At 70.5% G+C, this 12673-nt stretch carries 12 protein-coding genes; 6 read left to right on the forward strand and 6 right to left on the reverse strand.

Annotated elements, in window-relative coordinates; translation table 11 throughout:
• Positions 1 to 10 precede the first annotated feature (10 nt).
• The 4 genes from L324_RS26705 to L324_RS26720 form a co-directional block, all read right to left on the reverse strand.
• Positions 11 to 1228: a glycosyltransferase gene (locus L324_RS26705; protein ID WP_037314413.1), complete on the reverse strand. Its 1218-nt coding sequence runs from the start codon at positions 1226 to 1228 to the stop codon at positions 11 to 13.
• A 301-nt stretch (positions 1229 to 1529) separates the two neighbouring features.
• Positions 1530 to 2195 (reverse strand): helix-turn-helix transcriptional regulator, encoded by a 666-nt coding sequence (locus L324_RS26710; RefSeq protein ID WP_051174119.1) that lies wholly within the window; start codon positions 2193 to 2195, stop codon positions 1530 to 1532.
• A gap of 220 nt (positions 2196 to 2415) precedes the next feature.
• On the reverse strand, positions 2416 to 3063 hold the full coding sequence (locus L324_RS26715; protein ID WP_037314415.1) for a TetR/AcrR family transcriptional regulator: 648 nt from the start codon (positions 3061 to 3063) through the stop codon (positions 2416 to 2418).
• Between the two features lie 79 nt (positions 3064 to 3142).
• Complete coding sequence (locus tag L324_RS26720; RefSeq protein WP_051174116.1) at positions 3143 to 5392, reverse strand: ATP-binding protein; 2250 nt, start codon at positions 5390 to 5392, stop codon at positions 3143 to 3145.
• 92 nt (positions 5393 to 5484) lie between these two features.
• On the opposite strand from L324_RS26720, the gene L324_RS26725 reads away from it, so the two are divergent.
• Positions 5485 to 6129 carry a helix-turn-helix transcriptional regulator gene (locus tag L324_RS26725; protein ID WP_037314416.1) on the forward strand — a complete coding sequence of 215 codons (645 nt, stop codon included), beginning with the start codon at positions 5485 to 5487 and terminating at the stop codon, positions 6127 to 6129.
• A 9-nt stretch (positions 6130 to 6138) separates the two neighbouring features.
• Here L324_RS26725 and L324_RS26730 read toward each other — a convergent pair whose 3' ends face one another.
• On the reverse strand, positions 6139 to 6708 hold the full coding sequence (locus tag L324_RS26730) for a helix-turn-helix transcriptional regulator (RefSeq protein WP_081736481.1): 570 nt from the start codon (positions 6706 to 6708) through the stop codon (positions 6139 to 6141).
• 491 nt (positions 6709 to 7199) lie between these two features.
• On the opposite strand from L324_RS26730, the gene L324_RS26735 reads away from it, so the two are divergent.
• From L324_RS26735 to L324_RS26755, 5 genes are all read left to right on the forward strand, one after another.
• The gene (locus L324_RS26735) at positions 7200 to 7730 is read left to right on the forward strand and encodes a toxin-antitoxin system HicB family antitoxin (RefSeq protein WP_037314421.1); all 531 of its coding nucleotides are present in this window, start codon (positions 7200 to 7202) and stop codon (positions 7728 to 7730) included.
• A gap of 49 nt (positions 7731 to 7779) precedes the next feature.
• A complete protein-coding gene (locus L324_RS26740; protein WP_037314423.1) occupies positions 7780 to 8625 on the forward strand; it encodes a DUF4097 family beta strand repeat-containing protein in 846 nt (281 codons plus the stop codon).
• 35 nt (positions 8626 to 8660) lie between these two features.
• Positions 8661 to 9611 (forward strand): daunorubicin resistance protein DrrA family ABC transporter ATP-binding protein, encoded by a 951-nt coding sequence (locus L324_RS26745; protein WP_037314425.1) that lies wholly within the window; start codon positions 8661 to 8663, stop codon positions 9609 to 9611.
• Positions 9608 to 10396, forward strand: a complete 789-nt coding sequence (locus L324_RS26750) for an ABC transporter permease (protein WP_037314427.1) — start codon at positions 9608 to 9610, stop codon at positions 10394 to 10396. Before L324_RS26745 ends, L324_RS26750 begins: the two co-directional genes overlap by 4 nt.
• Before the next feature lie 213 nt (positions 10397 to 10609).
• The gene (locus L324_RS26755; RefSeq protein ID WP_037314429.1) at positions 10610 to 12073 is read left to right on the forward strand and encodes an alpha/beta hydrolase; all 1464 of its coding nucleotides are present in this window, start codon (positions 10610 to 10612) and stop codon (positions 12071 to 12073) included.
• A gap of 16 nt (positions 12074 to 12089) precedes the next feature.
• Here the strand turns inward: L324_RS26755 and L324_RS26760 are convergent, their stop codons facing one another.
• Complete coding sequence (locus L324_RS26760) at positions 12090 to 12665, reverse strand: helix-turn-helix domain-containing protein (protein ID WP_037314430.1); 576 nt, start codon at positions 12663 to 12665, stop codon at positions 12090 to 12092.
• Positions 12666 to 12673: the final 8 nt, after the last annotated feature.

Below are 12673 nucleotides of genomic sequence, written 5' to 3' on the forward strand. Positions count from 1 at the left end.
TCACGAGCCGTCACGACGCCTTGGCCAAGTCGAAGAGCAGCTTCGCGGCCACCGTCGCTCCGTCGGTCCGGATCTTGTCGGCCACCGCCTTCGCCCGCGTCCGGGTTTCGGGGCTCAGGACCGTGGTCAGCGCGGCGGACAGCGACTCGACGGTCGGCGTCGGATCGTGATGTGCCACCCCGATTCCCAGCTCCGCCACCCTCGCGGCCCAGAGCGGCTGGTCCGCGATCCGGGGGGCGATCACCTGCGGCGCGCCCGCCCGGGAAGCCGTCGTCGTGGTGCCCGCGCCACCGTGGTGCACGACGGCGGCCACCCGGGGGAACAGCGCCTGCTGGTTGACCTCGCCGACGACGAAGCAATCGTCGGCGTCGTCGACGGACGCCAGCCCGGCCCAGCCGCGGCCGAGCAGGACCCGCCTGCCCTGCGCCCGGATCGCCTCGACGGCCACCCGCGCGATGTCCTTCGGCGCGTAGGCGGCCATGCTGCCGAAGCCCACGTACACCGGCGGCGTCCCGGCGTCGAGGAACCTCTCCAGCTCCTCCGGGAGCGGGCGGTCGTCAGGCCGGATCCACGCTCCCGTTTGGACGAGGTCGAGGTCCGTCATCCCCTCCGACGGACACAGGGTCTCGTCCGCCGCCAGCCACGGACTGCCGGTGAAGACGTGGTCGCGGACGTTGTCCACCGGTGGCAGCCCGATCGCCGCCCGATGACTGTTGAGCGCCCCGCCGTACAGGGCGTTCACGCGTTCGGCGTCCTGCCGCCACAGCACCCGCTTGTCGGTCTCGCCCTCCGGGGACGGCGTCCCCGGTCGCTGCCCCGGCGCGAAATGCCGCGACGGCAGCCCGAAAATGTGGAAACACGCGTACACGTAAGGAATTCCGAGTTTCTCGGCCACATCCCGCGCGCCGGCGGGCAGCAGACCGGTCGCCAGGAGCACGTCACAACCCTCCGCCGCCGCGGTGAGCGTTTCGAACCGCGCGGCGACCAGGGCCGGGGCGAGCTTCAGCGCGTCTTCCCCCGTCGGCGGCTTCGGACCGGCGACCACCGAACGTACCGACGGACCGAGCGGCACCAGCGGCACCCCGACCTGCTCCAGCAACGCCGCGAACTCCTCGTCCGGCGGCGCGCACACCCGCGCTTCCGCGCCGAGTTCCCGCAAACCCAGCACGAGCCCCGCCAAGGGCTCGACATCCCCGCGTGACCCCCACGTCGTCAACAAAACACGCACTTCGCGACTCCCATTTCCGCAGGTTTTGGCTTTCGGCGGGCAATTCTGGGGGATGACCCCGGCCTTGCCGCAAGCCCCCATGTCCGCTATAAATTGAAGGGGGCGGGGAAAAGACTTCAGTTCACCTTGCTTTTCGCGCGTCCATTCTGGACGGCCATCAGAGCTTCGAGCGTGGAGGATTTGGGACGTCGAACGTCCCAAATCCTCCATCGTCGGCCTGCGTCCTGGGTCTTCGGCTCCGCACGCCCCACGGCACCCGCTCCTTCGAACGTGGCTTCCCGTCAGGTGTGACGGCGATCCTTCAGATGGAGCCGGTGCGCAGGGCGAAGGCGACGGCGTGCGTGCGGTTGTTGAGGCCATAGCGCGTCATCACCCGGTGGAGGACGTTCTTCACCGTGCTCTCCGAGTAGGCGAGTTCGGCCGCGATCTCCTCCGTGCCGTGGCCGTCGGCCAGCAGGCGGAGGACCTCGCGTTCCCGGTCGGACAACCCGGACAGCGCGAGACCGTTGGGCGCCAGCAAATCCTCCTGGATCCGCTCGAGCTGGGAGAGCAGGCTGCCCTGCAAGCGGGGCGGCAGCGCCCCGGCGCCTTGGCTGACCGCGAGGGTCGTCCGCACCAGGTGCTCGCCGTCGAGGTCGCGCCGCGGCAGCAGCGCGGCCATCCCGCATTCGATCGCCGTCATCAGGACCTGGACCGGGAAATGGTCGGTGACGATCACGCACCGGGGAGGTGGCTCCAGCGAAGACGCGGCACGAACCCGGCGCAGGAACGTGAAAACCGCGTCGCCCACCGAATCCCCGACGGTCACGATCACTTCGGCCAGGCCGAGGTCGGTGCCGGAAAGTACCTGGAGCCGCTCGTCGGCACCGAGAATGGCCGTCGCACCGAGTCCGGCCAGGACGTCCGGGGCGTGCACGGCGACCCTGACGCGGCCGGTCCCCCTGGTGCTCTTCCCTCCGCGATTCATGATCGAAGTCCCCATCCGAAGCGCTCGGAACCCGGAAACGGGCAGGCGGACCGGCTGTCGGCCGTCGGGTGGCGTGGTGGCGACCGATCCGCAGTGAATGGTTCTAGCTATACTTAGAAGCTATAACGAGCGACGGACGCTGTCAACATCGGCACCGCTGACTTCCCCGGCTTCACAAGGCAAGACGCCTGGCGGGGCGAAAAGGTTCGGCGAAGGCCGGTCACCGCGTGGTGAGGTCGTCCAGTTCGTCCGCGATCAGCAGGTCGGGGTCGAACTTCATCCCGGTGAAGTGGCCGGCGAGTTCGAGCGAGAGCACGCCGTGCAGGCGGGTCCAGAAGGCGAGCGCGCGGTGCAGGGTCGCCGACGCGGCCGGATGGCCGTCCGCCCATTCGCGATGGCTGTCCAAATGCGCGTCGAACGGGGTCTCCGGCCGGTCCACGGTGATCGCGGCGCAGGCTTCGAGCAGCACCGCCATGACTTCTTTCGAGATGGCGGTGGTGTCCTCGGGCGCGTGGTAGCCGGGGACGGGCGTGCCGTAGATGAGGAAATAGCGCTGCGGATCGCTCCGGGCCCAGTCCCGGATGGTGACCGCGAGCCCGGTCAGATCGGCGCCGGAGTCGAACGCCGCCCGGACGGTGTCGGCGAGGCTTCGGTAGGCGTCTCGGATGAGCGCGGTGATGAGGTCGTCGCGGCTGGCGAAGTACCGGTACAGGGCCGGGCCGCTCATGCCGACCTGTTTGGCGATCGCGTTGAGCGACAGCGCGGAGACCCCGGCGGTGGCGATCTGCTCCCACGCGTGCTGCTTGATCTCCGCGCGCACCTGGTCGCGGTAGCGCTCTCGCGGGCTCTGCCCGTCCGCGTCCGTCATCGGCCCTCCCGCCTCGTCGGCACGAAGCTTAGTTGCCGGGCTCGTGAGTGGTAATGAGGGTTAGAACCGTCATTACCACTCACGAGGCTTGAGTGGGCAGGAGCGCGAGTTCGGCCAGTGCCTGTTCCCGGCGGGCGCGGAAGCCGGGCTCGGGGGAGAGTTCGACGGCCAGGGTGAGACATTCCCTGGCCTCCTCGACGGCGCCCGCCTCCCGCCAGGCGCGGCCTTCGCGGAGCGCGCAGATCGCTTCCATCGAGCCGAATCCGCCTTCCCACGACAGCCACCGCCCGGCGCGATAGCAGCCCGCAGCCTCCCGCCATTCGGCGAGAGCCCCGTGTACGTCGCCGATGGCGCGCAGGGTCAGTGCCTTCAGCATCCGGTGAAGACCGGGGTAGGTGTCGGCGGCCAGCCGTTCGGCGTCGTCGAGGACGGCTTGGTGGACCGAGAGCGCTTCGGAATGCCGCCCGGCGGCGAGCAAGGCCTGCCCGTAGACGTTCCTCGCCGAACTCTGCCCGTTCCAGAACGGCAGTTCGCCGGCCGATTCGTACCCGCGTTTGGCGAAGTCGAACGCTTCGGCGGGTTCCCCGGCGTAGCGCAGCGCCTGACCGAGGTAGATGGACGCCCAGGTCTGCTCGACGCGGTCCCCGATGCGGGTGGCGATCTCCAGCGCGCGACGGTGCGCCGCCACGGCGCCGTCGTGGTCGTCGAGACACACATTGCAGGCCCAGCCGACGAAGTTGAGCAGTTTCGCTTCGTCCGCGGCGTTTCCGAGCGCCCTCGCCGCGTCCGCGCCGAGCGAGAAGATCTCCCACCACGGCCGCTGCCCGCTCCGCCCGTCGGAGTACCAATGCAGCGCGACGGCGAGATCGCTGACCTCCCGATGCCAGCCCCGCCGCGCCGCCACCCGTTGCGCGGCGACCCAGTTCTCGCCTTCGACGTCCAGCCAGGGGCCTGCCTCGTCCCGCGTGCCGAAGCGCCCGGTCTCCGGCGCGCCCGGGTAGAACAAGCGGGCCACTTCGGTCGCCTTGCCGAGCAGATGGGCGAGCACGGTGTCCCGCTCGGCCGGGTCCTCCTCCGCCTCGAACCGTTCCTCGGCGAACAGGCGGATCAGGTCGTGGAACTGGTGCCGTTCCGGGACGGCCGTGGTCTGCAGAAGGCTGGCGTCGACGAGTTCGTCGAGCTGGTCGCGGACGTCGGCGGCGGCCGCGCCGGACACGACGCCCGCGAGTTCGAGGCCGAAGTCGGCGCCCGGTACGGTCGCCAGCCGCCGGAACAGCAGCCGCGCCCCGGCCGAAACCGCGCGATAGGACAGGTCGAACGCCGAGCGCAGCTGAAGATCGCCAGCCGCGAGCGCGCGCAGCCGGGTGCCTTCGTCGCGCAGCCGGTCGGCCAGCTGGGCCAGTGTCCATTGTGGCCGGGTGGCGAGGCGGTTGCCCGCGATCCGGACCGCCAGCGGCAGATACCCGCACAGCTCGACGAGTTCCCGCGCCGCGGCGGGTTCCGCGCGCACCCGGTCCGCGCCGACGATCATGCCGAGAAGACCGGTCGCGCCGCCGTCCGAAAGCGGCTCGAGCCCCAGCCAGCGAGCGCCCTCGAGCCCGGCGAGCGTACGGCGGCAGGTGATCAGGGTGAGGGAGTCCGGCCCGGTGACCAGCAGCGGCCGGACCTGCGCCTCGTCGGCGGCGTTGTCGAGCAACAGCAGGACTTTCCGTCCTTCGAGCAGCCTTCGCAGCAACGCCGACCGTTCGCCTTCGGAGGCGGGCACCTGTCCCGGGGCGACGTCCAGCGCGCGCAGAAGCCGGTCGAGCGCCTCGCGGGCGCTCAGCGGTTCTTCGTCCATCCCGCGCAGATTCACCGCGAAACGGCCGCCGGGGAAATCCCCGCGCATCCGGTCCGCCGCCGTCACCGCGAGCGCGGTCTTCCCGACCCCGGCCTGCCCGACGATCGCGACCACGCCACCGCCTTCGGCCACCTTCGCCGCCAGCTGCTGCAGTTCGCTTTCGCGGCCGCACAGATCCGAGAGGGGCGCGGGAAGCGCGCAGGTCGCCGCGGCCTGATCGGCCAGCGCCGGGTTCCGGCGACGCCCCTGTTTGGCGACGGTCAGGAAGAACTCCCGGTCACCGCCGGTCAGGCCGAGCGCGTCGGCGAGCACTTCGGCGGAGCGCTGCTGGGCGGCCCGCGCGCGGCCGTGTTCGAGTTCGCGCAGGGCGCGGACACTGAGCCCGGAGGCCTCGGCCAGCCGCTCCTGTGTCCACCCCGCGGCCCGCCGGTGTTCGAGCAGGAGCTTTCCGAACACCGACCGCTTGTCGCCCGCCTCCACCGGTTTCACCGCGGTCCATTCAACCGGCAGGCTTCCGGCGGCGAAAAGCTGCCCCCTGGTTGCGCTTGTCGCGCCTTCTCCGGAGCCGGTTACCTGGAAACATGACGACGATCATGACGACGTCCGTCCGGGCGGGCGTCCGGACCGAGGAGCGCCGTGAGATCCGGGTCGCGGTGTACGCCGACGACCCGCTCGTCCGGGCCGGTCTGCGCAGCGCGCTGGGCACCGGTCCGGGGATCGTCCTGCGGGACGATCCGGCGACGGCCGAGGTCCTCGTCGCGGTCGCGGGAGCCGAGCCCCACCGGATCCCGGTGGGGCCCGCGCGGCTGGTGCTGGTCGCCGATCAGCCGAAACAGGCCGAACTGTGGGCCGCGGTGGAACGCGGGCTCGCCGTCGTCGTCACGCGTTCCGAGGCGACGCCCGCGCGGCTGCTGCGCGCGGTCGCCGACGCCCACGCCGGCCGGGGCGATCTGCCCGCCGACCAGCTCGGCAGTCTCCTGCGGGGGATTTCGCGGCTGCACAAGGAAGTTCTGGAACCGCGCGAGATCACGCTCAGCGGACTGTCGCCGCGGGAGACCGAGGTGCTCCGGCTCCTCGCCGACGGGTTCGACACCGGTGAGATCGCCCGGCGCGTGGCGTACTCCGACAGGACCGTGAAGAACATCCTCCACGGCCTGCTCAGCCGGTTCGGCCTGCGCAACCGCACACACGTCGTGGCTTACGCGCTCCGCGAAGGCCTCATCTGACCGGCGCCCTCAGATCATTCCCTCCCGGATCGCGTAGGCCACCGCGTGCGACCGGTTCCGCAGCCGCAGCCGATCGGTGACGGCGTAGATGATGTTCTTCACCGTCCGTTCCGAATAGGAGAGTTCGACGGCGATCTCGCCGGTGTCGAACCCGTCGGCCATCAGGCGCAGGACGTCGGTCTCGCGCGGGGAGAGACCGGTCCCGGACGACCTGCGGGGCGCGAGCACCTCCCGGTGGAGCCGCTCGGTGTCTTCGGCGAGCTTGCCGAGTAGCTCGGAGGGCGAACCCACGCCGCCGGACGCGGCGAGGCGGACGCTGTCGGCCACCCGGGTGCCGGTCACGGCCGAACGCGGCAGGATGGCGACCACCCGGCAGTCCACCGCGGCCGCGAGCCCGCCCGCCTCGATCCGGTCGGTCACCAGCACGATCGGCTTGCCGAATTCGGTCGTGACCGCACGCAGCGCGGCGACCGCGTCGGCCGAAAGCCGGTCGAAGGCGGCGACGACGACTTCGGCTTCGTCCCGCGCCCGGTCGTCGACCACCCGCACGGAGGTCTGGTTCCCGAGTCGGTCGGCCATCCCGGCCTCGGTGATCGGGTCGAGGGCGCACACGCTCACCCGGACTGCCGCTTCCATACGTTCGTCTCCTGTCCGGTCCGGACGGTGCCGTGTCCACTGTGGAACATCGGTTGTCAAGAGCCGCCAGGGCACAAAGCCTTGCCCGCGCGAGCGGGCGGAGTTCTTGTAGCGTGGATTTCGCCTGGGGACCTCGGTACCCGGGTAGCGACCTGCCTCGGCGACCCCCAGCGCCTGACGGCAGGTCGCTCCCCGTCTTCCGGCGGCTCGCGGCAATCCTCACCCGCCGGGAAAGCCGCGGCAACGTCTTCGGCCGGGCGCTGGTTCCCCGGTCAGAAGAGAATGACCGAATGGGCACCTCGTGCTCGGACGAATACGCGTTCAGTCGACTGATTGCCCCAGATTAGGGACCTGAGCTGCGAAAACGCCAAAGTGGCGCATGCTGGCGCCAACTTGGACTTGCTATGGCGCCACTGTGGTGCCATGATGGCGTCATGGACCTGACGCCTTTCGTGGACAACGTTCGCCGGGAACTCGCCCTCGCCGCCGAGGCGGGCGGGCCCGAGGCGAGCGCACTCGCCGAACGCCTGACGGCGCCGCTCGCGTCGGCCATCCGGCTCGCCCTGCTGGACGCGTTGTCCGCCGCGTCCGACGAGATCACGCGGGATCTCGCGCCCGGTTCGGTCGAGGTCCGGCTGCGCGCCGGGGAAGCCAGCTTCGCCGTCACGCCTCCCGTGGCCGAGCCCGCCGAACCGTCCGGGCCTGCCGCCGCTTCGGCGCCGGAGCCCCCGGCACCGTCACCGGCGGACGAAGAGGGCGCCACGGCCCGGATCAACTTCCGGCTGCCTGAACACCTCAAAGCACGGATCGAAGAGGCCGCGGCCGCACAAGGCCGTTCGGTCAACGCGTGGCTCGTGCGTGCCGCGTCCGCCGCGCTGCAGCCGGCGGAACGGCCGGCCACGCCCGGCTCGCCGGGGGTGGTGGGCCGTCGCGCCGCCCAGCGCTACACCGGCTGGGTCAGCTAGTACTCCGACCAGCACAAACACCGATCACATCACCTTCGAGGGGACAACCATGCCTACTTTCGCCACCCCGGAACCCATTCTGGCCGATCTCGAACCGGTCGTCGGCAACATTCGCATCGTCGCCGGCGACCGCACGGACACCGTCGTCGAAGTCGCTCCGCTCGACGAGAACAACGAGTCCGATGTGGACGCCGCGAAGCGGACCGTCGTCGAGTTCTCCGGCGGCACGCTGACCGTGCGGGCGCCGAAAATGCGCCTGCTCGACTTCTCCAACCGGACGAGGTCGATCGACGTGACCATCGAACTGCCCGCCGGTTCCCGGGTGCAGGGGAGTACCGGCCTCGGCGACCTCACCGCGACCGGACGGCTCGGCGTCTGCCGCTACAAGTCCGGCACCGGGCACATCCGGCTCGACCACACCGGCGAACTGAAAGTGCACTCCGCGTCGGGGAGCATCGTCGTCGAACACGTCGAGGGCAACGCCGACATCAGCACGAGTTCCGGTCGCGTGCACATCGGAACGATCGAGGGCACCGGAGTGGTCAAGAACTCCAACGGCGCCACCACGATCGAGATGGCCGGTGACTCGATCCGCCTCCGCTCGGCCAACGGCGACATCACCGTCGACCGGGCCGATGCCGGCGTCGAAGCCAAGACCGCCAACGGTTCGGTCCGCGTGCTCGACGCCGCCCGAGGCACGCTTTCCCTCGAGACGTCGATGGGCGACGTCGAGATCGGCATCCGCGCGGGCAGCGCGGCCTGGCTCGACGTGAACACCCGGTTCGGGCGGGTCATCAACGAGATGGACGCCGCCACGGGGCCCGATGCCGCGGCCGACAAGGTCGAGGTCCACGCCGGCACTGCCGTCGGCGACATCGTCATTCGCCGTTCCTGACCCGATCGGGTCACTGAACCTCAGGGGGAATCCACATGAGCCACCCGGCCATTTCCGCGACCGGCCTGCGCAAGTCCTACGGTGACAAGGTCGTACTGGACGGCATAGACCTGCACGTCCCGACCGGCACCGTCTTCTCGTTGCTCGGCCCCAACGGCGCGGGCAAGACCACCACGGTCAACATCCTGTCCACTTTGGTCAGTCCGGACGGCGGCGGCGCGACCATCGCCGGATCCGATCTGGCCACCGACCCGGACGGCGTCCGCGCCGCCATCGGCCTCACCGGCCAGTTCTCCGCGGTCGACAATCTCCTCACCGGCGAGGAGAACCTGTTCCTCATGGCGGATCTGCACCATCTGCCGCGCCGTGCGGGGCGCGAGCGTGCCGCCGAACTCCTGGAACGCTTCGAGCTGACCGATGCCGCCAAGAAGACACCAGCCACCTTCTCGGGCGGCATGCGCCGCAAACTCGATCTGGCGATGACGTTGATCGGCGACCCCAAGGTCATCTTCCTCGACGAGCCGACCACCGGTCTCGACCCGCGCAGCCGCCGCACCATGTGGCAGATCATCCGCGACCTCGTCAGCGACGGCGTGACGATCTTCCTCACCACGCAGTATCTGGAGGAGGCCGACCAGCTCGCCGACCGCGTCGCCGTACTCGACGGCGGCCGGGTCGTCGCCTTGGGCACGCCCGACGAACTGAAGCGGCGCGTGCCCGGTGGGCATATGCAGCTGAAGTTCTCCGACGCCGTCTCGTTGCGTGACGCGACCCGTGCGCTTCGAGTGTCCACTTCGGACGAAGAATCCCTGGTGCTGCGCGTGCCGACCGACGGCAGCGTCACCGCCGTCCGCGCCGTGCTGGACCGGCTGGACGCCGAAGCCGTCGCGGTCGACAGCCTCACCGTGCACACCCCGGATCTCGACGACGTGTTCCTCAGCCTCACCGGTCACCGGACCGACACGACCAAGGAGATGGCCCGATGACCAGCCTGTCCCTCTCGATGCGCGACTCGGCGACCATGCTGCGCCGCAACATCCGGCATATGCGACGGTATCCGTCGCTCACCATCATGCTGATCGGCCAGCCGATCGTGTTCCTGCTGCTGTTCGTCTACGTCTTCGGCGGCACACTCGGGAACGGGCTCGGCGGTGGAGGTGGGCGCGCCGAGTACGTCGGCTACGTGACGCCCGCCATCCTGCTCGTCACCGTGTGCAGCGCCGCCCTCGGCACCGCCATCTCCGTCGCGACCGACATGACCGAGGGCATCATCGCCCGCTTCCGCACCATGGCGATCAGCAAGGCCTCGGTGCTGACGGGGCACGTCGTCGGCGCGCTCATCCAGACGGCGTTCGCCCTCGCCGTCGTGTTCGGGGTGACGCTGCTCATCGGGTTCTCGCCGACGGCGGGGGTCGGCGAGTGGTTCGCGACCGCCGGCCTGCTGCTGCTCCTGACGATCGCGCTCACCTGGCTGTCGGTGGCGCTGGGGCTGGCGGCCAAGAGCGTCGAGACGGCCAGCAACACACCCATGATCTTCATGCTGCTTCCCTTCCTCGGCAGCGGTTTCGTGCCCACCGACTCGATGCCGGCGTGGCTGCGCTGGTTCGCCGACTACCAGCCGTTCACCCCGGTCATCGAGACCATCCGGGGCCTGCTGCTCGGCACGCCGATCGGCGACAGCGGCTGGTTCGCCGTCGGCTGGTGCGCGGTGCTGTCGATCGTGGGGTACGGCTGGTCGAAGTCGCTCTTCGCCAAGGAACGCGATCGGTGACCGCCTGGTCGTGAGTGGAGGGGCTGAAGGGCCCCTTCCCCTCATCTCACGCGGCGAAGGGCGCTTTCCCCGCATCGCATGCGGGGAAAGCGCCCTTCAGCTCCTGAAAACCCCCGCCGAGGCTAGACGGATAAGCCTGGAGACGGACGCCTCGCCGGCGGGTGCGTCCCTAGCCTGAGGTCAACGATTTCGTCAGACCTCAAGGAGTTCGCGTTGCCCAAGAGAACAGCCATCGTGGTGGCGCTGCTCGTCGCCGGGGTGTTGGCCCCGGCGGCGCCCGCCACCGCTTCGCCTTCGATCACCTGGCACGGATGCGCGACGGGCCCCGGCGACCGTCTTGGCACCGAGCTGGACAAGGCGGGCGCGCAGTGCGGTGACGTCGTCGTGCCGGTCGACCACCGCCGTCCCAAAGGGCGCGGGATCACCCTCGCACTGGCGCGGATCAAGGCCACCGATCCCGCGCGCCGCCGCGGCACGCTGATGCTCAACCCGGGCGGACCGGGTGGCCCCGCCATGGAGCTGGTCCTGGCCGGGCCGCTCATGCCGGAGATCGCCGCCCGGTACGACCTCGTCGGCCTGGATCCCCGGTTCGTCGGGCGCAGTTCACCGCTGCGGTGCGACTGGAAGACCGACACGTTCGCGCGCTCGGCCGGGCCGACCCTCCGCACGTTCGGTGAGAGCGTGAGACTCGCGAAGGAGCTGGCCCGCGGCTGCTCGGGCAACGATCCCGAGTTGTTGCGGGCCGCGTCCACCCGCAACACCGCCAGGGACATGGACGTCGTGCGCGCCGCGCTCGGCGAACGGAAGATCTCCTACCTCGGCGCGTCGTACGGGACCTACCTCGGCGCGGTGTACCTCCAGATGTTCGGTGCGCGAGCGGACCGGTTCGTGCTCGACTCGTCGGTGGATCCGGAGGCGTTCGGGCCCGGGCTGCTCCGGCAGACCGCCCCGGCTGTCGACGCCGCGTTGCGGAACTGGGCGAAGAGCGCCGTGGGACAAGGGCTGGGGGACACCGCGGACGAGGTCGTGACGACCGTGCGGGACATCGCGCGGACGGCGGAGCGGCGGCCGCTCCGGGTCGGGAAGTACACAGTGGACGGTCACATGGTGCCCTACCTGTTCTTCGCGCACCTCTACGACGACCGCCCCGCCGCACAGGCCGGCTTCGTCGACACCGTACGTACCCTCCGCGACGCCGCCGCGGGTCTGCATCCGACGCCCGCTCCGGCGCTGGCCGCGCTGCTCGACGGCCTGACGACCGGATCCGGTTCCGCGACCGACCGGGCCGGCACGCCGGTCGTCTGCGCCGATCGCGCGACCTCCCGCGACCCGGCGACGTACTTCCGGGACATCCAGGACCATCGGGCCGCCGAGCCGCTGTTCGGCCCGCTGGCCCGCAACATCACCCCGTGCGCGTTCTGGCCCGTGGCGCCCGCGGAACCCGCCACCCGGATCCACAACGCCGCTCCGGCCCTGCTCCTGGGCTCGACCGGCGATCCCGCGACGCCTTACGCCGGGCAGCTCGCCATGCACCGGGCTCTCGCCGGTTCGCGTCTGGTGACGGTGGAAGGGGCGTTCCGGCACTCCGTCTTCCTGAAGGGTGACCGGTGCGTCGACACGGCGGTGCGGGACTACCTCGTGGGCGGAGAGCTGCCCGCGGACCGGAGCTGCCGCTGAGCAGACACGGCGGGCTTCAGGAACGCGCCCGGACGTGGGCGCGTTCACCCTGCGGTCCGAACAGGACGAGGGTTTCGACGGCGCCGCCGTCGGCGGAGCCGAGCCAGTGCGGGAGCGACGTGTCGAATTCGGCTGCCTCGCCCGGAGGCAGGATCAGGTCGCGGTCGCCGACCACCAGCCGCAACCGTCCATTGAGGACATACACCCATTCGTAGCCGCCGTGGGTCTTCGGCGCGGGCTCCGCCGGTTCGTCGCGGCCGGGGATGAGCATCTTGAAGGCCTGCACCCCGCCGGCCCGGCGGGTGAGCGGCAGGAAGGTCATCCCGTGGCGGTGGATCGGCCGCAGATGGATCCGCGGATCGCCGGTGCGCGGGGCGCCGACGAGGTCGTCGAGGGGGACGCCGTGCACCCGAGCCAGCGGCAGCAGTAGTTCCAGGGTGGGCCGCCGCCCGCCACTTTCCAGCCGGGACAAGGTGCTTTCCGAAATCCCGGTCGACGCCGACAGATCGGCCAGGGTCAGTCCCCGGTGCTTGCGCAGGGCGCGCAACCTCGGGCCCACCGCGTCCAGTACCTCGTCCGTCTCGTCCGCCATGCCGTCGA

Source organism: Amycolatopsis orientalis DSM 40040 = KCTC 9412 (assembly GCF_000478275.1).
GTDB classification, from domain to species: domain Bacteria; phylum Actinomycetota; class Actinomycetes; order Mycobacteriales; family Pseudonocardiaceae; genus Amycolatopsis; species Amycolatopsis orientalis.